Source organism: Cohnella ginsengisoli (assembly GCF_029525555.1).
GTDB lineage: Bacteria > Bacillota > Bacilli > Paenibacillales > Paenibacillaceae > Cohnella > Cohnella ginsengisoli.
Genome location: NZ_JAPDHZ010000002.1, coordinates 1,476,393 through 1,496,005, shown reverse-complemented (window position 1 = coordinate 1,496,005; position 19,613 = coordinate 1,476,393). Strand labels below are relative to the sequence as shown.

The following is a 19,613-nucleotide window of genomic DNA, read 5'->3' as shown; positions in this document are numbered from 1 at the left end:
TGCCTGGCGGCAGGCAAATCCAATCTGTATCTACCTATGATACCAGATGCGAAGCCGAAGGGGGCAGCGAGGGGCGGCGCTCGAAGGCTGTGAATAAAGTTGTCCCGCTTGTCCCCAGCGCTGCCGTTGAGATTCGTGGGTTTGTCCACAGAATCGGGGTGTTTTATGCACAGTCGATTGTGGGTAAAAGGGCAGGTTGGGCGCCATCCTTCGCCAGCCGACAAAAGGGCGGGTTGCCACGTCCATTCATCCAAGAAGCTGCGCGGATGTCCGAGTATGCTGGTTATATACCGCATAAAAGGAGGGCTGGCGCATGCAACGGCAGAACGGACGCATGCTGGCGAGCAAGTGGCTCAAAACGACTGCGCTTATGACGAACGGCTATGTGGCGCGTCACATCCCGCCTACGCGAAGGTACAGCACGGGGAATTTGAAGACGATGCTGAACCGGTACGGCATGGTCGTCCTGAAGCCTGTCCGCGGCGCCGGAGGCAACGGCCTCATCAAGGCTACGCGGGTCGGTAGGGGATATCAGCTTCACGCGAAAAGCCACGTCCGTTATTTTGGCACGTTCGCGGGGCTATGCGGGCATATCGGCAGACACAAAGGCAGGCGCGCCTATCTAATTCAGCGCGGCATCCGGTTGGCCACGGTCGACGGAAGGCCCATCGATTACCGGGTCAAGCACGTGAAGACGGGGGCCGGCTGGCAAATCAGGGCGATGGTCGGACGCGTGGCGCGCAGAGGGCTGTTCGTCACCAACCTCTGCCGGGGAGGCACTCGGGTCACGGCGGGCCAAGGAATCGCGAAGTCGCTGTCGGGGCGTCTCGTCGGCGTCAAGAAAAGCCAAATGCGCCATTTGACGCGCATGTCTACGGCGCTGCTGGAGAGCCGCTTTCCGGGTATCGGGCAGCTTGGCTACGACTACGGGATCGACCGCGGCGGACGGATCTGGATGCTTGAGGTCAACACGCGTCCGCAGTGACGACGGAAAGAAGCGGATATTTCTATTATTGGCAGCTATCAACGCAAATTTCGCTATGAATTATTTTTATGGAAAAAACAGTATTTTGCCTGTGGATAAATCCATCCACACTATCCATTCCGAGCAAACGCGGAAAACGGCTTTTTTCAACAATTTAATCACATCTTGTACACAGGTTGGTGTGGATAGACATGCGCTTGTCCGTCGGTCGAGGAGCATGCTATGATGCATCACGAAGAGCCCGCTGAGCGGGATCCTCGTCAGAATAGCCTGCTTAAGAAAGGGTGTAGGCCATGTTGCCGTTGTTGTCGGATGAGCTGCTCTTGGAAGCTTACCAACATGCCGTCCGCTTGAAGCTGGAAAGGGAATTCGTTCATCTGCTGCACGCCGAGATCCGGCGCAGACAACTGCCCGTTAAGGAAGAGCGGCTTGCGAAGTAGTCGCGCGCGTCCCGATCATATGGATGAAGGCATCCTCGCTTTTTCGGCCGTTTCGGCCGAAGGCCGGGATGCCTTCTTTATTATAAATGCGCCGTTCGATGCGTTTAGAACTTCAAATCGATCGCAGACGGCGCTGTTCCGAATCCGACTTGCGGCGAGCATGAGCATGACCTTTTGCGTCTCGTTTTTCGCCTGCGGCGAAGAGACCGGGGACGGCGGTCGCCGCGCGCGTGCCGACGGCGCGGCTCTTCATCGACTTACAACAATTATAAGTCCGGCGCCCCGGCGAATATGCCGCAGCCGCATGCGGGTTGCGCGCAGGATAAAGCCAGCCGGAACAGGGTAAATTTGTGGAGAAGTCCAAACGATTTTGTAACAATGAACCTTGAAATAGAAGGGTAAAGCCGATATGATTCTTTTGAGGCAAAGAGACAAATATGCCTATCTTCATTGTGGAATTTTTCACATGTTGAACACCAAACTGGATTGGATGGGATCCCATGAGCAGTATACCCAAAATCGTCATCCTAGGCGCGGGGTACGGCGGCGTCCTGACGTCGCTGCGTCTCCAAAAAGAGCTTAATTATAATGAAGCTGACGTGACGCTCGTCAATAAGCACGATTATCACTATATTACGACGCACCTCCATATGCCTGCGGCGGGCACGGATCATCCGGACAACGCGCGCGTGAGCATCTCCAAGCTCATCGACGAGTTCAAGATCGACTTCGTCAAGTCGACCGTCGTGCAGATTCGTCCGCAGGACCGCAAGGTCATCCTGGAGGACGGCACGCTGTCCTACGACTACCTGATCATCGCGCTGGGCGGCGAGTCCGAGACCTTCGGCATCCCGGGCATGGCGGAGAATGCGTTCACGATCCGCAGCATCAACTCGGTCCGGCTCATCCGCGAGCATATCGAATATCAATTCGCCCGCTACAAGCGCGAACCGCATCGCACGGACTATTTGACGTTCGTCGTGGGCGGCGCGGGCTTCACCGGCATCGAGTTCATCGGCGAGCTGGCCGACCGCGTGCCGGACCTGTGCAAGCAGTTCGACGTGGACCGCTCGCTCGTCAAGATCATCAACGTCGAGGCCGCGCCGACCGCGCTGCCGGGCTTCGATCCGGAGCTGGTCGAGTACGCGATGGAGGTGCTGCGCAAGAAGGGCGTCACCTTCCGCATCGGCACCGCGATCAAGGAGTGCACGGCGGACGGCGTCATCGTCGGCGAAGGCGAAGAGATCAAGTCGCAGACGGTCGTCTGGTCGGGCGGCGTCCGGGGCAATCGGCTCATCGAGGAAGCCGGCTTCGAGACGATGCGCGGACGCGTCAAGGTCGACGAGTATCTGCGCGCGCCGGGCCACGAGAATATCTACGTGCTCGGCGACAACTCGCTGATGTTCAATCCGGAGGGGCGTCCTTACCCGCCGACGGCCCAGATCGCGATGCAGCAGGGCGTCAACTGCGCGCACAATCTCGTCGCCTCGATCCGCAATCAGTCGCTGCGTCCCTTCGTGTTCAGCAACAAAGGCACGGTGGCGTCGCTCGGCAAGGGCGAGGCGATCGGGATGGCGTTCGGCAAAAAGTATAAAGGGCGCGTCGCCGCTTGGCTGAAGAAGGCGATCGACCTTCGCTACCTGTTCATCATCGGCGGTATCCCGCTCGTGCTCCGCAAGGGCAAGTTCCTCTAATGCGCCACTGCAGCGTGCAGGTGCGCGGGCTGCTGACGCGGGACGAGCTGGGCCGCTACAACGCGCTGATGGAAGTGGGCGGCTATCTCGAGTCGCAGCAGCGGTACGACCTGTCCGCGGTCGTGCAAGCCGAGGTGGACCTGCTCATCCAGCCGGGCATCGAGCGGCTCAAGGAAAAGGGACGCGAGCGCGACCGCATGTCGCAGGAATACCTGGAAGAACGCCGGCGCGCGGAGTGGGAAGCGCAAATGCGCGCGGCCGAGGACGACGAAGACGACTAGGCGCGAGAGGCGCCGATATAGGCAGGCCGGTATCCGATTCAAGCGGAGCCGGCCTGTCTTTGCGTTTGCCGCGGCTTGACGAGAGGAGTCCGCAGCCTGATAATAGGCCGTACTTGCAGTCATGAACTCGGCGTTCAACGATATGCCGGACGAGCTCGAGCGTCTGACGCAGCGCCTGCTGGTGACGAACGCCAGGCGGTATGCCAGGCGGTTAGCCGGCCGGTCAATTTATTAATTGCGTGGAAAGAGCGGGATCAAGGGGGGAGAAACATGCGCGAAAAGGAAACACAATCCAGCGCGGAACCGACGGTGTGGCGTCTTGAGGACTTCGGCGCGCGGCCGGACTCCGGCGAGGATACGGCGGTCGCGATGCGGCGGGCGATCTCGGCGGCAGCAGGCGCAGGGGGGACCTGCGGTGCTGACATGCGGGCCGGGACGGTACGATTTTTACGCCGGGGATGCCGCCCGCGTGCCTTATTTCATCACGAATACGGCCAGCGAGACGGAGAACCCGGATACGACGAAGACGATCGGCATCTATATGAAAGGCGTGCGCGATCTGACGCTGGACGGGCAGGGAGCGCTGTTCGTCTTCCACGGCAAGCAGACGATGCTCGCGCTCGACGGCTGCGAACGAATCGCGATCCGTCATGTGCATCTGGATTACGCGGAGCCGACGGTGACGGAGGCGATGGTGACCGGCGTCGGCGGCGACTGGATCGAGCTCGAGGTTCATCGGGATTCCCGCTGCATCGTAGAAGACGGCAAGTTGATATGGATCGGAGAGAGCTGGCGCTTCAGCGAGGGGCCGGTGCAGGTATGCGATCCTGCGTCCGATGCGACCTGGCGCATCGACAATCCGATCGAGGCGGCGTCGACGGCGGAGACGATCGGGCCGCGTCAAGTTCGGCTGCGCTACGACGCGGCAGCGTCCGGGTCGAAGGTGCTGGAGGGGATGAAACCCGGCTATGTGCTGCAGTGCCGCGACGGCATCCGCGACCAGGTCGGCGCCTTCCTGCTGGACAGCCGCGACGTCATTATGGACGGCGTAGGGATGCACTTCATGCACGGGCTCGGCATCGTGGGACAGTACAGCGAGAACTTGACCTTTGCGCGGATGGAACTGGCGCCGCGTCCGGAGACGGGCAGAACCGTCGCGGCCTTCGCGGACTGCATCCATCTCATGGGCTGCAAAGGCCGGATCGAGATCGCGGACTCCCGGTTCGCCGGCGCCCACGACGACGCGATCAATATCCACGGCACGTATTTGCAAATCGTGGGCAGGCCGGCGCCGGACGCGGTCGAGGTGCGTTTCATGCATCCGCAAAGCTACGGCTTCGAGGCTTTCCGGCCCGGCGACGAGATCGAATTCGCGAGGCGCCGCTCGTTGGCGGCGTTTGGAACGGGCAAGGTGCGATCGGTAGAACGGATCGACGACCGTTCGCTCCGGCTAACATTGGAGGCACTTGCGCCTGCTGCGGAGGACATCGAACCGGGGGACGTCGTCGAGAACGTGACCTGGACGCCGGAAGTGCGCATTGCCGGCAACCGCTTCGCGCGTATTCCGACGCGCGGCATTCTGATCTCGACGCGCCGCAAGGCGGCGATCGAGGGCAATACGTTCGAGCGGATGCGGATGAACGCCATCCTGATCGAAGGGGATGCCTCGTCCTGGTACGAATCTGGCCCGGTGCACGATCTGACGATTCGGGACAATCGGTTCGTCGAATGCGGCGACGCCGGATTCCCGGTTATCGCCATCGCGCCGGCGGTCGACGAGCCGGACGCGTCGCGGCCGGTACATCGTCATATTCGCATCGAACGCAACCTTTTCGAGACAAAGGACGCCGTCGCGCTGAAGGCGAATGGCGCGGCAGACCTGACTTTCGCGGAAAACGAGATTCGGGCGGCGGCCGTGCCGAACGGCTTCGGCGCGATCGAAGAGACGATTCGGTTGACTGCCTGCGCGGGCACGGACGTTCGGGCCAATCGGTTTTTCGTTGCGGAAGCGTAGTAGAGATGGACGCTGCCCGCTGCCGGCCATTACCGTTTGCAATGGCGGCTCCGTCATCGGATAATAGCCCTAAGAGTGCGCCTGCGCGTACTTTTCGGATTCGATCGAAGCGGGGCTGCGTCTTTGAAACCAACTACGATATAAGATGTCGCCAGAGAGGCGGGCGTATCGATCGCCTCCGTCTCCAATGCCATCAACGGCAAGGGCAAGATCGGCCAAAAGAAACGCGAAGAAATTTTGAAGGTAATGGAGCGGCTGAACTACCATCCGAGCGTCATCGCGTCGGCGCTGACGGGCAAGAAGACGTGTACGCTTGGATTGCTCATTCCTCACGTCGCCAACAATCAAGATGAACGCATGCTGGCTTATATCCGCTTGCTGGAGCAGAAAAGCGTCGACGGCATCCTCATCGGCACCGGCGGCGGCGCGGATATATTGGCTCAGCTCGCGGAGAAGCCGCTTCCGACGGTCACGATCGCCCGCGAGGTACAGGGCTTGCCGGTCAGCGGCTTCGCCGAGTGAGCCGGCTGTCCTTCTCCTATAAAAAAAGCGCAATTCCGCACGGCCTTCGGGCCGTATGGAATTGCGCTTTTTCAAATGTCTTTTTCAAGCCTCTCTCGTTTACGCCCGCAGCAGATCCGCGAATCCGTCCGCCGTCAGCAGGTTCCCGACGTAGAAAGGTCCGAATTCGCCGTAGCGTGCGCTGACCTCGTCGAATCTCATTTCGTACACGAGCTTCTTGAACTGCAGCGCCTCGTCCGCGAACAGCGTGACGCCCCATTCCCAGTCGTCGAACCCGATCGAGCCGGTGATGATCTGCTTGACCTTGCCCGCGTAGTTGCGTCCGATCATGCCGTGGCTGCGCATCAGCGTCTTGCGCTCGTCCATCGAGAGCGAATACCAGTTGTCGCCGAGCAGGCGGCGCTTGTTCATCGGGTAAAAGCAAATATGCTTCGACTGCGGCAGGATCGGCTTGAGGCGCGCGGCGACCTCGGGAATTTGCATCGGATCGGTGCCTGCGGGCGCGAGGTAGCTGCTCAGCTCCACGATGCTCACGTACGAATACTCGGGCTTCGCGAACTTGGCGAAGGCGGAGCGGTTAAACGCGTTTTCGATCGCGTTCAGCTCCTCCAGCGTCTCGCGCAGGTGCATGAACATGAAGTCGGCCTTCTGGCCGACGATCGCGTAGACGGCGAGGCTGCCTTCCTTGCGTTCCTCGGTCGCCCGCCAGTCCGCGATTAAGCCCAGCAGCTCCTGCCGCGCGGTCTCGCGCTCCTCGGGGCTAGCGGCCTTCCAGGCCGTCCAGTCGATCGTGCGGAAGTCGTGCAGCGCGTACCAGCCGTCCAGCGTTTGTGCGGCTTCACTCATTTTAGCTTCAACTCTCCTTCTCGTCGTGCCTTGTCCAACATGGCTTTTCCCATTTTAGCCTATATTCGCTCCCTCGGGCAAACGCCTGCGCGTCTCGTGCGTTGACTGTCCTCGAACCGATCTTGTAAACTAATAGAGCACACATCCGACCGGGAGGCTTAACATTTAAGATGAGAGAGATTCTGCAAGAGATTCTCGGCACGCTGCTGTTCTTCGTCTTGTTCTTCGGCATCGGCTTCATCCTGAACATGCTGATCAAGACGACCTGGCTGCCGACTTGGATATATGTGATCGTCGTGCTGCCTCTGGGCGTATGGCACTTCTGGAATCCCGAGCTTAGCGTGCTCGCGTTCATCGGCGTATTCACGCTGCCGTTCATCGCCGGCATCGGCGGCGCCCTGACGAGCGGGTGGGCGATCCGCGCGCTGCGGCGCGGCGGCTACAAGATGTTCTGATGAAAATCGACAGCCAGGAAATCAAGCGCGTCCTGAAGTTCGCGTCGATCGGCGTATTGAATACCGGCATCGACATCGCGATCTTCGCGGCGCTCGTCTACGCGCTTAGCTGGCCTTCGCTGCCCGCCCAGTGCGTCTCCTATTTCCTCGCCTTCCTCAATAGCTATTGGTGGAACCGGCGCTGGACGTTCGGCATGCGGGAGCGCGGCAGCGCCAGGGAGCTGATCAAGTTCGGCCTCGTCAACGCGCTGTCCTTCCTGTGCGCCACCGGCGTGCTGCTCGCCGCGGAGAAGGGGCTCGATCTGTCCCCGATCCTCGCGAAGCTCGTGTCCGTCGCGGCCTCGCTCGCCGTCAACTATGCCGGGAGCAAGCTGTGGGTGTTCAGGCAGGGGCCGGAGCTGGGGCGCGAAAATTAACGTTAGTTCTAGGGAAAAAGCCGACGGAACGCATGGCGCGTTCGCGTCGGCTTTTTAGTTTAAGCGCGTCGTTCGATAACGATGAAGCAGGTGCTGTCCGGCAGCGGTACGGGGCGTCCCTGTTCGTCGAACAAGGCGACCTTGTCGGCCAGCGCTTCGGTGTACCCTTCTTGCAGGTAGTGCCGCATGACGAGGATCTCTGCTTTTTCGCCCAGCGTGTCCCGGATGAAGCGCTCGTACTCGCTCGGCGTGAAGTAGCCGAATTGCTCCTGCACCTCGTGAACGTAGGCTTCCTCGCCCCAGGTGTACGTATATAAAAATTCCATGGCGTCGTTGACCGGCAGGACCGCTTCCCGGTCGTTCAACAGCTCGTAGACGATCTTGCGCCCGGCGAAATCCCTACCGTACCGCTCCAGCCACGCGGGACCGTCGGCCTGCAGGAACCGGATGACGCGGCGCGCGTCCGGCTCGGTCATGATGCCGTCGCGGATGATGATGCGTCCGCCGGCCGAGAGCACGTCGAATGCGCTCCTCAGCGCCGCGGCGACCGTATCCCGGTTGAAACGCGCGCCGTTGTAAGGAATGTAAGAGTACAGCTCGTGCAGGATCGAGGAGAAGATGACGGTGTCCACGCTGCCGGCTTCCACGTAGTCCTTGAGCGCCAGGGCATCGCCTTGAAGCACCTCCCAGCCGCGGGATTCCGCATGCTTTTTACGGGTCAGCGCCTCGATGACGTTCGCCGAGATGTCGATGCCCACGGCTTTGACGTGCGGCAGCTTTTCCTCCAGCAGGTCCAGCAGCACGCCGCCGCCGGGGCCGATGTCCAACGCCTTTTCGCCGACGACGTAGTCCAGAATGACCTTTTTATAATCGGCCGTGCTGTTCATGTCCGCCAGGTAAGTCTCTTCGTTGTGGAAACGGTCGTAGGCGTCGCGGCGCAGCTCGAACAGGTCGAACAGCAGCAGCACCGCTTTCTCGTAGAGAGACGACTTCTCGGCTTCCACGCAAAAGTCGATCAGCTTGTTCGCGGCCGGCGAAAACTCAAAATCGAAGAACAGCGTGTCCTGCAAGCCCGCCTTGCGGACGAGGCGATGGTGAAGGTGGGGGTTGTCGTGCCGGATATCGCCTGCCCGGATGCGGTCCCAGTCCAGCTCGCCCAAGTACTTTTCGATGATGCGCTTCTTATAGACGTTGATTTTTTTGCTGCCCTTGTAGTCGTAGTACATCGCGTTCATGACGTTCTCGAAGCTGATATGCTTGACGTCGGGCAGGGAGGCGTCGCTGGCGACGATGGCGAAGATCTTCAGGAATTGCTCCAGCGAAAAGTCCTTCAGCGCCGACTCGACGTACCAGAACGTCTTGGATTCGAGCGGCTGGAGGGCAGTTAGCAAATCTTGCTCCGCGTCCAGCGCATCTAGCTCGCCGTCGAAGTCCTCGCCCCTGCGGATCGACTGCGTCCGCAGCCGGCGCAAGCGTTCGCGGATCCGAAGCGGCGTCTCTCCGGCGTTGCCTTCGGCGATTCGGCGTACGACCGCCGCGACCTCCGACTCGACCTCCGCCCAAAGCGCGGGAGATACCGCGGCGACAATGCAATAGTTAAGCGCGAGCAGCAGTCGCTCCCGCTCCTCCGGCGCGGCCAGCGATCGCTCCAGCGCGCGCGCCAACGGGTCGTGATCCTGCGGCGGCACCTCGCCGCGGAGCTCCTGACCGACCAGTCCGTGCGTCTCGACGAGCGCATGGACGAGCAAGGCATGCTCGCCGGGTGAAGCGCCTACCGCTTCATTACGCGCATACAACTGGGCCGAGCCGATGTTATGCACGCGGAAGTTGATCCCTTGCGCTTGCCAAGCGTGCCGTTCCCGGCGCGAACCGCCCTTGGCCGTCTCGCACCAGGCGAGCGTCTCTTCGACGAGCTCCTTGATCCAATACGAGACCGGCAGCGCATCCAGCAGCCGCAGGCTTCGCTCCACGTAGTCGAGTACCGGATTGGACTGCGCCAGCTCGCTGAAGGATGCGATTCGTTCCAGATTGACGACCGGCTCCTCCGCCGAAGCGAGCAGCTTCAGCCAGCTCGGGGCCGCGGACAACGCTTCTTCGGCATACGGAGAGCGGCGATATGACGCAATAGCGTCCAGCGACTTCAGCATCGGTTAACCTCCTGCATCTATAGGTATTGCGCCAGCAGCGCGTTGAACCGCTCCAAGAGCCGTTGATCGTCTTCGCTGAAGCGATCCGGCAGCGGGCTGTCGATATCGAGCACGCCGATAAGCTCGCCCGCGGCGTCAAAGAGCGGCACGACGATCTCCGAGCGCGACGCCGCGTCGCAGGCGATATGCCCGGGGAACGCGTGCACGTCCGGCACGCGCAGCGTCTCGCGGCGCGCGGCGGACGTGCCGCACACGCCCTTGCCCATCGGGATGCGGACGCAGGCGGGCAGACCTTGGAACGGACCGAGCGCCAGTCCGCCGCTATCCCCATCGAGCAGGTAGAAGCCGACCCAATTGATGTCGGCCAGGTAGCCGCGCAGCAGCGCGGAGGCGTTGGCCAGATTGGCGATGCGGTAAGGCTCGCCTTCGATCAAGTGCTGCAGCTGCGTCAGCAGCAGCTTCTCGTTTTCCGCTCTCGTGCCGGCATAGGCTTGCGGGTTAAACGTCATTACGAATCATCCTCTCTCATCCGATTATAAAGGATAGCGGGACGTTCACCAAGGCGCCCGCCGGCGCGGGCACAGGCCTGTCGAATCATGCGGGAGCCTGGCGATTCGGTCGTTTCACTCATGTATTAAACGGGGACTGTATGTTAAAATAAGAGAATAATTTAGGTAGAAAGTAGCTATTTTTATAGGAAGTAGGTAGTGTATTTTGAGGACTTGGCTTCGAAAACGCCGGCCGGCTGAAGAAGGCTTCTCGTTAATCGAGGTTTTGGCGGCGATCACGATTCTTTCGATCGTTTCTTTGGCCATGACGGCGTTTTTCATACAGGCGATGAGCTACGCGAAGGGGAACCAGAACAAGACGGTGGCGGTGAATCTGGCGCGGAACGCGCTGTTTTTCGTGGAGAAGCAAAGCTTTGAAACGATGAAGAGCTACTTTCTCGACAAAAACTTATTAGCCGAGGACGGTACGGTTACGTTTAATCCGGCAACTTGCACCGTTAACGGTCCGAGCCGTCCGGTTTGCTCGACGGAGATGAACGATATGCTGCAGCAGGTGCCGACATTATGGGATGTATTAACGCCCGTAGTGAACGGCAACCGGTATTATGCAAGCATCACCTACGATCCCTCGATTTTTACCGACGACAAGAAAGATCTGGCCCCGTATCTGATCCCGGTCAGGGTCAACGTGGTCGATGCGGCCGACCCGTCGGACAAGCGGAGCGCTTCGGAAGTGGAGGGATATATCGCGAATGAAAAGATTCGTTAGACGGTTTCGCGGAGAAGAGCGCGGCATGACATTAATCGAACTCATTGCTTCCATATCCATTATGTCCATGGCTTTGCTCGCCATCTACGGCGTGATTCACTTCGGGTTCAATACCTACCACAAGGTGACGATCGAAAACTCGCTCCGGGACGAAGGGGACTTGATCATGTCGACCGTGATCTCCCAGTTATACGACAAGGGCGCGACTTCCGTAACCCAGTCGGCCTCAGGGATCGACATCGTCGGGGTCGATAAAAAAAGACACCTTCTCGATTCGGCTGGCTAACGAACAGCTGCTGGTGGTCAATACCACGACCTCGAGCATCCAGGAAATCGCGACAGACTCCAGGATCGATCAGGATCGCTCGGGCATTACGCTCGTCTGCACGCCGGCTTCGCCGACCTGCGGCAGCGGCAGAATCGATATCAAACTCGTGCTTTATCAGATGTACGGCGGCAGACGACAAGAGCTCGAGCTGGAGAGCCGGTTCGGATTTTGAAGGGGAGGATCATCATGAAGACGCTTCGTCCGCGGGAAGAACGCGGCTCCGCGCTGTTGCTCGTCGTATTTATGGTGCTCGTCTTTACGGTGTTGGGCGTCGCGATCATGGGCGCGACGCTGGGCGGCGCCAAGCGCGCGGAGACGCGGGAGAACGACGTGCAGAGCCTGCATCTGGCCGAGCGCGCGTTGAACGAGGCGGCCGCCGAGATCGCGCTCAAGTTCGACAAGAAGGAGGGCGCGATCGATCTGGAGCAGCTGCCGAACGATCTCAAGGAGATTCAGGCGAAGGTGAACGGATCGGATACGAAAAGCGGACTCCAAGGCGCCACCGGCAAAATACTGGGCATCGAGCTGCCGCAAGCATGGAACGCCCAATCGATCGCAGGCGCCGGGAAGCCGGTGGATAAGGTCGAAGTCCAGATTACGATCAAGACCGAGGCGGAGGTCAACGGCGTCAGGCGAATTTTGGCGCAGGACATTACGCTCGACTCGTACCCCGAGTTTTTGAAGTACGCGTTCGGCTCGGAGAGCAACGTCAATATCAACGGAGCGCCTTATATTATCGGGGACTTTTACTCGGGGCTGGACCTGCGGGCTAAAAACCAGGCCGAATACCGGTACAACCGGGCGATCGGAGAAAAGGATCAATTCACGCCCTCCCAGTTCCCGACGCTCGACGGAGACATCTACGTTCAAAACGAAAAAAGCATCTTGTCCTGTACGGGACCGGATTATTGCGATTATCAGACCGGCTCGAATTATTCGCCGATTCAGCTCGACGGTACCGATAACAGCAAGCTTCAGCTAAAGACCGTCGTCAACAATACGATCGATAATGTCGTTTACAGGGACAAGAGCAAGTTCGTATCCGTAAATATAGAAGAGTCCTTCCTGGATAAGCTGGCCGAGGCTTCCGGTGACAGCAAGACGGATCGGGACAACCCGACGCTCTATCCGGGGATCAAAGATATCAATAAAGGTTCGTTGAACAATTTGGAGGCTGCCTCGGCCTACGCGAGCGAAAGCGCGCATCAGCGAATTCAGAGCTTGGCAAACCGTGCCGGCATCATTGACCTTCCCGAGAAGCCGACCTATCCGACGAGCGACAAGGAGGACGATATCCAGCAGTATTACAAGGATTTTGCGAATTATCAGTTCCTATTCGCCACCGGGCAGTCGCTGGACAAGACGGCGATTTACGACGGCAGCCTGACGATCAACGGCAACGAGCTGCAGCAAATGAAGTTCGACCCCGACGTCAAAAATAAACGCGAAATCAACGGATCGTACATGAAAAGCGCTTGGCTCATCGTTAACGGCAACCTGACGATCGACAATCAGAGCGGGGCGCCGCTCGAAATTCTGGGCAATATTCTGGTGAACGGCGACGTTAAAATCAGAGGCAGAGTCAGCATGGACGCGACGATCATCACGCTCGGCAAGGCGACGATCGAGGATGCCGAGATCGCGGGCCTGAAGGTGAACGGCGTAGAGAAAGAGCTGCTGCTGATCGCCAAAGGCAAAATTTTCATCAATCGCGTCGATTCGTTTAATACGATCGCATCTCCCTTCGTAAAGGGAGCATCCGATCAAGGTGCGGGCAATCCGCCGCTGCTGAAGGCCTTTTTCTATACGGACTCCGATGCGGAGCTGTACGGCGTCGGTTCTGCTTTCTGGATACGCGGAGGCTTCTTCGCCAAGGGCGAATTGACAATCAACGCGGTGCTTGGCAATACGCCTAAGCCTAGTGAGGACGCTACGTATCTATATCCGGACAGTCAACTGAACGGTATCCCGGTCGATGATCAACATCGGCTGCTAAGCCGCTTTATCATTCAGTACGACGATCAGATTTATGCCAATCAGGCAGTCGGACTGCCCCGCGTGAAGACGATTAATATGCGGATCGGCAAAAAGCATTTCGCCGACGCCGACAAATAACTAGGCATGGCGTAAAATTATAAGCAAAGCAAAGAGCCCCTCGAATGAGGGGCTCTTTGCTTGCGTCGTATGCGATTCGATTAATACTTATTGCCGCCGTACGTCGGTTTGTTCTGTACGGCCGGCAGCACCGAGACGATAACGGAAGCTTTGATCTCCGCGCCGTCGCTTGGCTTGTAGCTAACCGTGACGGTCTCGGTGACGGGATATTTGCTGTTGTTCGTTTTGGCCGTGATGATTCCGGCGTTATCAACCGTCAAGTTATTTTTGCCTTCGTCGCTCCATTTGATATTTCCGGCGATCGCATCGTGCACTTGCCCTGACGTCGGCAGGATGCCGAGCTTGTCTACCGTGCTGAGCGGACTGGGCTTGAGGTCGTAGGTCGCTCCCGATGCGACCGAGAGAGAGGCGGGCAGCGAAAGCTCGACAATATTAATCGTGAACACTCGCTTCGCGATGTCGGGACCCGCGTCCGTCTTGCGGTATGCGACCGTGACGGTGGCGGTGCCCGTCTTGCTCGGATTCAGGCTGCTGCCCGTCAGCACGGACTTATTGTCGTCCTTGATCGTCCAATGCAGCTTGCTCTTCATGTCCGCCGGCAGCTTGGAGAGCGTATCGTCCTGCAAGAGGTCGATCGCCGGCTGATTCCAGCGAACCGTCATCGATGTCGGCGGGCCCAGATAGACGGGATCGACGTTCACTTCGATCTTGGCTGTAATGATCGCGACGGCATCCTCCGGCGCATAGGTCACGAGAATGACGCCTTTACCGGGCTTGTTGTCCGGCGTCTCTCCCGTGACCGTGCCTTTGCTTGGGCCCGTGTCCGATACGGTGAGATATTGGCTGCCAGACTCGACCGACCAGTGAAGCTGCGGCAGAATCTCGTCCCGGCGCGCCTCGGGTTCGATCTTGATTTGCGAGGCGAGCGATTCGCTCATCGTATTGCCGATCGTGATCGGTCCGTCGAACGACAGCCCGACGACGCGAATATTGACGGTGCCCGAAGCGGTATAATCAGGCGCAGCCGGATTCGCATAGACGGCGCTGATATGCTCGTTGCCCGCTTGAAGGCCTTTGATGGTGCTGCCGCTTAAACCGACCTTTTCCCCCGCGTCCGTATTCGACCAGGCGATATACGGCTTTATCGAATCGCTCCATTCCACCGGTTTGATCCCCAGCCTGTCCGAAAGATCGAAATCGTGCTGCAAATCTTCCGACCAGAGCCCGATCGTCAGCGTTTGCGGCAGATCGAGCGTCACGGGGATGACTTCGACTTGCACGCTCGTATCGATCGACGGGCGTGCCGGATCGGGCCTATAGGATGCGGCAACCGATTCCTTCCCGACGCGTTTGCCCGTCGCCGTGCTGTTGCTGACCGTGATCGTGCTGTTCGTTACGTCTTCGCTCCAGGTTACGGAGGCTTTGATCTGGGATTCGAGCGATTCGGGCTTGATCGCCAGCAGATCCTTCAGGTCGACGGTCATGCCGACGGGGATCGTCGCCGTACGGCCGTCGAGCTTAACGACGTTAACGGCAATCGTCTTCGCGATGGTCGTATTGCTGCTTCCCGGCAGGGCGTAAGTCACCGTGATCGTTTCGGAGCCGGGGGCGCTGCCGGTGACAATCCCGGTAACGGCGTCTACGGACGCATAGGTTTTTCCGGGTTCGTCGCTCCATTTCAAATCCTTCGCGATACTCGACGGATTGGCGGTGACGATCGCGCCATTCAGGTCGTAGCTGCCGCCGACGGCAAGCGTGACGCTATCCTTGAGCGACAGGTCGACCACATGAACGTTTATGGTCCATTGCGCTATGACTGGGCCGTCCGGCTTTTCTCTGTACGACACCGTGATCTTCGTCGTGCCCGCTCCCTTGCCGGTCGCTACCCCGTCCTGTCCGACTAGGGCCGTGCCGGCAGCCTCGCTGCTCCAGCTCAGATGCTCCCGGATGCCCGTTTCCAGGCTCCCTGGCAAGACTTGAATCAGTGCGGCCAGATCCATCTTGTCTCCCTTGGCGACAAGGACGTCGGACGGGCCGCTAATATCCACCACGTTCACCTGGATCGTCTTCTGGATGACGATCGGTCCGCCGTCCGTCTGGCGATACGTCACCGTGACGTTTTCAACGCCAGCGGCGGTGCCCGTGACGATCCCGGTCGATGCGCCGACGGACGCGAAGTTTTTACCGCTCTCGTCGGTCCAGGTCAGACGGCTCAATACCACCGAACTAACGTCGACAGGCGCTGCGCCGACCAAAGCTTTGACGTCCAGCGTCTTGCCTTTGCCCAGCGTGACTTGTTCAGGCACGCTTAAGTCTACGACCGTGACGCGCGTCGATGCCGTGACCGGCGTCGTCTTCGGATTTTTCTGGTAGGAAGCGCCGACCGTGACGAAGCCGGTCTTTTTTGCCGATGACGACGCCATTGTTCGCTCCGGCCTCTACGGTGGACGCGTCGCTGCTCGTCCACGTCGTATAGCTCTGAATGCCGGACTTGCTCGCCTCCGGCGTCACGCCGAGCGCGGCGTTCCACAGATCCCGCTTCCATTCCGTGCCGAGTCCGATATGAATGTCCGAAGGGAGCGTCAATTGGATCGGTTGAATGACCGTCACGCGATAAGTCTTGGTGTAGGTCTTGCCTTTGCTGGTCGTGGCGACGACCGTGATGTCGATCGGGCCGGCATTAAAGCCGGTCAGCGTCTTTTTCATATCGTCGGCGCCGCTGCCGAGCTCGCCGGTCGCGGATTGGCCGGAGCCGACGGACCAGGTGAGCCCGGTCAGCGTCTCGTTCGCCAGAATGAGCTTGGCTTCGAGATTGATCGTGTCGTCGACGTTGACCGTATTCGGTCCGACGATGTTGATGCCCGGCACGACGACCGTCACGTTCGATACGGCGGTCAATCCGCTCCCGTCCGTTGCCGTCGCCGTAATCTTGGCCGTGCCTTCGGCGATGCCCTTGATGACGCCTTTGGCGTCGACCGTCACCAGCTCAGGATGATCGGCCGTCCAGGTCAGCGTCTTGTTGGACGTATCGTCTGGACCGATGACGGGCGTCAGGATCGACTCGTCGCCTTTGGCGATGACCGTGTCAGATAGACTCAGGCTGGCCATTTTGGTGACCGCTTGAATCTGATAAGGCTGGAACTGCAGGCTGCGTTCGATATCCTTCGTGACGATGGCGCCGTTCACGTAGAAGTCCGTGAAGTTCAGATACGAATTGTCGAGCAGGTAGCTGCCGTTCTGCTTCGGCGTGACCTTCACCGTGAAGCTGACGGGGTCGGCAATGAAGTTTTTGCCGTCCTGGCTCAGCCGGTATTGGATGTCGGCCAACGAGCCGGTAAGCTTGTAACCTGCCGCGAGCGTGCCGGTGACGGCCGGATTCAGCAGCAGAGGCGATGCGTCGGCCGCGATCACTTCAAGATTGGCAGGCAGCTTCTCGTCCAGCTTGAAGTTCTTGATGACCAAGTCATCGGCGCTAATGCCGTTTTGATAAGGAATATTTTTCGGCGTGACCGTGTAAGTCATCGTAAACGGCACGTTCTTTTCTACCTGGTTGTTCACGACGTTGGCAGAAAGCGTACGGCTCAGGTCGACGTTGGCGGTCACCTTCACGACCTTGGTCGTGATCGTCTGGGTCGTGCTGGCGCCGCTCTTGTCCTTGGCCGTGACGTAAATGACCAGTTCGCCGCCGTTCGGGAGCGGATTGTCGTACGACTCGGTGACGATCTCGCCGGTTTTGACGTCGGTATACGCTTTGACCTGCTTTTCGGTCCAGGCGTCCGAGGCGCCGGCCCGGTACTTGAACGTGACGGCCGTGCTAAGCGAACGGTCGATGACGTCGTAGTCCTGCGGCGTATAGCTGAGCAGCACCTTGTTGTACGACGGAATAATTTTGCCGGTATCCGCGTAGTTCGTAGGCGTGCTGACGTTCACGATCGGCGCATGGTTCGATCCGATAAACGCCCGGTACATCGTATTGACGAACAGACGCTGCTCCCAGTCGGGGAAGTCGTGGTTCGTATGTCCGGTACCCGAATAGGTGACGTTGCCGTAAGAGTACGTATAGTAGTGGTTCCAGCTGTCGTCGTCGTCCCGCGGGCCGCCCGTGATGTTGTACCACGGGATCAATTCAGGATCTTCGAGCTTGAGGCCGAAGTATTGGTCGTGCGTCGTATTGACCAAGGCAATATTGCTGCTGATGTTAAAAGGGAATCGGGTCAGCAGGCCGTCGTTTACCTTTTTGGTCGTCGTCGATTGGTTCGGCGCATTGAGGCCCATGTTGGTCATCGGGCTTAATTGGCCGGTCGCCGTCTGGAAGTAGCTGATCCAATTCGAGCTGCCTTGGTAGATCGTATCGTGCGTGAACATGACGCTTTGCCCCGTGGCGATATAGGCATTGACTGCGGCGGCGGCGGTTGCGCTGATGTTGGCGCCTCCGTTGTAGGAGTCCGCGAAGCCGAAGATCAGCATGTCGTAGTAACCGTTGAGCCTAGCGTAGCCGCTGTTGTTGAAGTTGTTCATGGACATGACTGTGATGGCGATCTCGTAGTCTTCCGTCTTGAGATAGCTTTGATTCATGTTATTGCTCTTGAGCAGGCTGCTGGTCGTGTCCGCGTTGGAGGTCACGACCTGCAGGACGTTGATCTTCGTGACTTCGTCGCGGAATCGGAGCACGCCGCTTTGGATATCCTTCAGCTTGCTGCCTTGATCGACGAGCTCGAGCTTCCAATAGTGGACGCCCGAGTAGCCTTTGGGCAGACGGAAGGTGAGCGTATTGCCGGTCGTAGACGTCACGGGCTGCGAGACGATCAGGTTGTTCGAATCGAACTTCAGCACGCTGTCGATGCCGATATACAGGTTGGCGGTCATGCTCCGCTGGGCGATGTTGCCGACATTGGCTACGTCGAACGTATAGGTGAGCGTATCCCCTGCCACGTAGATTTGATTCTGATTGACGGTATAATCGATCGGCTTGCCGGTTACGACAAGGCGAGGCCGTTCTGCAGAGCGGTTGATCAGATCGGTCTTCGTCAGAAAATTGCCGGCGCTATCTATGCTCGAATCGCCGACGAAAATCACGTTGCTTTTGTTCGAGGCGGGGACGAACTTATCGCCCGACCCGGAAAGGGCGGTCGCATAGGGCAAGAAGGCGGCATTCAAAATGCCCGCTTTGTTCTGGTACAAGGCGCCGCTCGCGGAAGAACTCGTTTTTTGGCTATAAACAATGACGGGCAGTCCGCGATCGATATAATATTTCTGGATTTCTCCCATTTTTAAGTTGGTGATGTCGTTCATGATGCTTTTGGTATCGTGGTTCTGGCCGCTGGTCGATACGAGCGTGGCGTTGTAGGCGCCTTTCCCGATATAAATCGCGTCGTAGCGACCGTCGAGCTCGTCCCGCTGCGCGACGAACTGCTTCATCCGGATGGAGTCGATCTTGATGACCGGATTGTTGTAGCTGCCCAGAATGGGCAACAGATCCGACGTGCCGTCGTCCGTGATTTCAAGCACGCGGATCTCCTGCTTGGAGGAGGCGGGGGAGACGTCGGTGATATTGAATTTTTGTTTGGCATCCGTCGCCGTGTCGCTGCTGGCTTTAATGGTCGTAGTTGCGTTATTTCCGTTGTTAGGGGATGAGGTCGTCAAGTACTTGCCGTTCGAAAGGGATTTTAACGTAAACGCGCTGCCGGAAGATTCTTTTTTGAAGGTCTCGGTTATTTTGACCGCAGTGGCAGTGGCGGTCAAGTCATTCGTCCCGCTGGCCGTGACGAACATGCCGTTCGCCTGCGCGCGCAGCGAGACGGTGCCGTCGCCCCAATCGGTCATGACGAATTTGGCCGCGGTCCCGGTCCCAAACTGCAACTGCGTGCCGTTCAATACGACGTTCTGAAAGGCATTGTTCGACGTCGTTCCGGTGAGCGTAACGATCGTGTACGTAGCCGCATGCGAATGAGCCGGCCCAAGTCCGGTTAACGGCAAGCCTCCGAAGATTAGAACGGTCGCCAATGCCAAGCTCAACCATTTCCGAACTCGCGACATCTTTTTCCCCTACGTGGTTTTATCTGAGCGCAATCGTTGAATAAGTGAGTTGAAAA

The 19,613-nt window shown here is 58.8% G+C and carries 17 protein-coding genes and 1 pseudogene; 12 read left to right on the top strand and 6 right to left on the bottom strand.

Annotation, left to right across the window (positions count from 1 at the left end; all coding sequences use genetic code 11):
• The first annotated feature begins 313 nt into the window (after positions 1-313).
• Positions 314-985: a YheC/YheD family protein gene (locus tag OMP38_RS07220; RefSeq protein WP_277564476.1), complete on the top strand. Its 672-nt coding sequence runs from the start codon at positions 314-316 to the stop codon at positions 983-985.
• A gap of 293 nt (positions 986-1,278) precedes the next feature.
• Entirely contained in the window at positions 1,279-1,425 is a 147-nt protein-coding gene (sda, locus tag OMP38_RS07215; protein WP_338130425.1) for a sporulation histidine kinase inhibitor Sda, read from the top strand.
• 112 nt (positions 1,426-1,537) lie between these two features.
• Here sda and OMP38_RS07210 read toward each other — a convergent pair whose 3' ends face one another.
• Positions 1,538-1,942: a hypothetical protein gene (locus OMP38_RS07210; protein ID WP_277564475.1), complete on the bottom strand. Its 405-nt coding sequence runs from the start codon at positions 1,940-1,942 to the stop codon at positions 1,538-1,540.
• Between OMP38_RS07210 and OMP38_RS07205 the strand changes: the two genes are divergently transcribed.
• The 4 genes and pseudogenes from OMP38_RS07205 to OMP38_RS07190 form a co-directional block, all read left to right on the top strand.
• Complete coding sequence (locus tag OMP38_RS07205) at positions 1,926-3,119, top strand: NAD(P)/FAD-dependent oxidoreductase (protein WP_277564474.1); 1,194 nt, start codon at positions 1,926-1,928, stop codon at positions 3,117-3,119. The two genes, OMP38_RS07210 and OMP38_RS07205, sit on opposite strands and share 17 nt — an antisense overlap.
• On the top strand, positions 3,119-3,400 hold the full coding sequence (locus tag OMP38_RS07200) for a hypothetical protein (RefSeq protein WP_277564473.1): 282 nt from the start codon (positions 3,119-3,121) through the stop codon (positions 3,398-3,400). The genes OMP38_RS07205 and OMP38_RS07200 overlap by 1 nt, the downstream gene beginning before the upstream one ends.
• A 415-nt stretch (positions 3,401-3,815) precedes the next feature.
• Positions 3,816-5,414 carry a right-handed parallel beta-helix repeat-containing protein gene (locus OMP38_RS07195; RefSeq protein ID WP_277564472.1) on the top strand — a complete coding sequence of 533 codons (1,599 nt, stop codon included), beginning with the start codon at positions 3,816-3,818 and terminating at the stop codon, positions 5,412-5,414.
• 156 nt (positions 5,415-5,570) lie between these two features.
• Positions 5,571-5,936, top strand: a pseudogene (locus OMP38_RS07190) (LacI family DNA-binding transcriptional regulator); the annotation flags it as partial.
• 99 nt (positions 5,937-6,035) lie between these two features.
• Here the strand turns inward: OMP38_RS07190 and hemQ are convergent.
• Entirely contained in the window at positions 6,036-6,782 is a 747-nt protein-coding gene (gene hemQ / locus OMP38_RS07185) for a hydrogen peroxide-dependent heme synthase (protein WP_277564471.1), read from the bottom strand.
• A 170-nt stretch (positions 6,783-6,952) separates the two neighbouring features.
• On the opposite strand from hemQ, the gene OMP38_RS07180 reads away from it, so the two are divergent.
• Positions 6,953-7,237 carry a YuiB family protein gene (locus tag OMP38_RS07180; protein WP_277564470.1) on the top strand — a complete coding sequence of 95 codons (285 nt, stop codon included), beginning with the start codon at positions 6,953-6,955 and terminating at the stop codon, positions 7,235-7,237.
• A complete protein-coding gene (locus OMP38_RS07175) occupies positions 7,237-7,653 on the top strand; it encodes a GtrA family protein (protein WP_277564469.1) in 417 nt (138 codons plus the stop codon). The genes OMP38_RS07180 and OMP38_RS07175 overlap by 1 nt, the downstream gene beginning before the upstream one ends.
• A gap of 59 nt (positions 7,654-7,712) precedes the next feature.
• Here the strand turns inward: OMP38_RS07175 and OMP38_RS07170 are convergent, their stop codons facing one another.
• Both OMP38_RS07170 and OMP38_RS07165 read right to left on the bottom strand, forming a co-directional pair.
• Positions 7,713-9,800: a class I SAM-dependent methyltransferase gene (locus tag OMP38_RS07170; protein WP_277564468.1), complete on the bottom strand. Its 2,088-nt coding sequence runs from the start codon at positions 9,798-9,800 to the stop codon at positions 7,713-7,715.
• Between the two features lie 17 nt (positions 9,801-9,817).
• A complete protein-coding gene (locus OMP38_RS07165) occupies positions 9,818-10,309 on the bottom strand; it encodes a GAF domain-containing protein (protein WP_277564467.1) in 492 nt (163 codons plus the stop codon).
• Positions 10,310-10,514: 205 nt separating this feature from the next.
• Between OMP38_RS07165 and OMP38_RS07160 the strand changes: the two genes are divergently transcribed.
• The 4 genes from OMP38_RS07160 to OMP38_RS07145 are packed head-to-tail and all read left to right on the top strand — an operon-like array spanning position 10,515 to position 13,521.
• Positions 10,515-11,078: a type IV pilus modification PilV family protein gene (locus OMP38_RS07160; RefSeq protein ID WP_277564466.1), complete on the top strand. Its 564-nt coding sequence runs from the start codon at positions 10,515-10,517 to the stop codon at positions 11,076-11,078.
• Positions 11,079-11,103: 25 nt separating this feature from the next.
• Entirely contained in the window at positions 11,104-11,364 is a 261-nt protein-coding gene (locus tag OMP38_RS07155) for a hypothetical protein (protein ID WP_277564465.1), read from the top strand.
• Positions 11,365-11,377: 13 nt separating this feature from the next.
• Complete coding sequence (locus OMP38_RS07150) at positions 11,378-11,578, top strand: hypothetical protein (protein WP_277564464.1); 201 nt, start codon at positions 11,378-11,380, stop codon at positions 11,576-11,578.
• Positions 11,579-11,592: 14 nt separating this feature from the next.
• The gene (locus tag OMP38_RS07145; protein WP_277564463.1) at positions 11,593-13,521 is read left to right on the top strand and encodes a hypothetical protein; all 1,929 of its coding nucleotides are present in this window, start codon (positions 11,593-11,595) and stop codon (positions 13,519-13,521) included.
• A gap of 80 nt (positions 13,522-13,601) precedes the next feature.
• On the opposite strand, the gene OMP38_RS07140 is transcribed toward OMP38_RS07145, so the two are convergent.
• Together OMP38_RS07140 and OMP38_RS07135 are read right to left on the bottom strand one after the other, a co-directional pair.
• Positions 13,602-15,521, bottom strand: coding sequence for an Ig-like domain-containing protein (locus OMP38_RS07140; protein ID WP_277565198.1), 1,920 nt, complete (start codon positions 15,519-15,521; stop codon positions 13,602-13,604).
• A gap of 298 nt (positions 15,522-15,819) precedes the next feature.
• On the bottom strand, positions 15,820-19,536 hold the full coding sequence (locus OMP38_RS07135; RefSeq protein ID WP_277564462.1) for an Ig-like domain-containing protein: 3,717 nt from the start codon (positions 19,534-19,536) through the stop codon (positions 15,820-15,822).
• Positions 19,537-19,613: the final 77 nt, after the last annotated feature.

Excerpts from the sequence above, each read along its gene's own strand:
- OMP38_RS07220 (WP_277564476.1), top strand. The coding sequence starts at position 314 with ATGCAACGGCAGAACGGACGCATGCTGGCGAGCAAGTGGCTCAAAACG.
- sda (WP_338130425.1), top strand. The coding sequence starts at position 1,279 with ATGTTGCCGTTGTTGTCGGATGAGCTGCTCTTGGAAGCTTACCAACAT.
- OMP38_RS07205 (WP_277564474.1), top strand. The coding sequence starts at position 1,926 with ATGAGCAGTATACCCAAAATCGTCATCCTAGGCGCGGGGTACGGCGGC.
- OMP38_RS07200 (WP_277564473.1), top strand. The coding sequence starts at position 3,119 with ATGCGCCACTGCAGCGTGCAGGTGCGCGGGCTGCTGACGCGGGACGAG.
- hemQ (WP_277564471.1), bottom strand. The coding sequence starts at position 6,782 with ATGAGTGAAGCCGCACAAACGCTGGACGGCTGGTACGCGCTGCACGAC.
- OMP38_RS07180 (WP_277564470.1), top strand. The coding sequence starts at position 6,953 with ATGAGAGAGATTCTGCAAGAGATTCTCGGCACGCTGCTGTTCTTCGTC.
- OMP38_RS07175 (WP_277564469.1), top strand. The coding sequence starts at position 7,237 with ATGAAAATCGACAGCCAGGAAATCAAGCGCGTCCTGAAGTTCGCGTCG.
- OMP38_RS07170 (WP_277564468.1), bottom strand. The coding sequence starts at position 9,800 with ATGCTGAAGTCGCTGGACGCTATTGCGTCATATCGCCGCTCTCCGTAT.
- OMP38_RS07165 (WP_277564467.1), bottom strand. The coding sequence starts at position 10,309 with ATGACGTTTAACCCGCAAGCCTATGCCGGCACGAGAGCGGAAAACGAG.
- OMP38_RS07155 (WP_277564465.1), top strand. The coding sequence starts at position 11,104 with ATGACATTAATCGAACTCATTGCTTCCATATCCATTATGTCCATGGCT.
- OMP38_RS07145 (WP_277564463.1), top strand. The coding sequence starts at position 11,593 with ATGAAGACGCTTCGTCCGCGGGAAGAACGCGGCTCCGCGCTGTTGCTC.
- OMP38_RS07140 (WP_277565198.1), bottom strand. The coding sequence starts at position 15,521 with ATGGATCTGGCCGCACTGATTCAAGTCTTGCCAGGGAGCCTGGAAACG.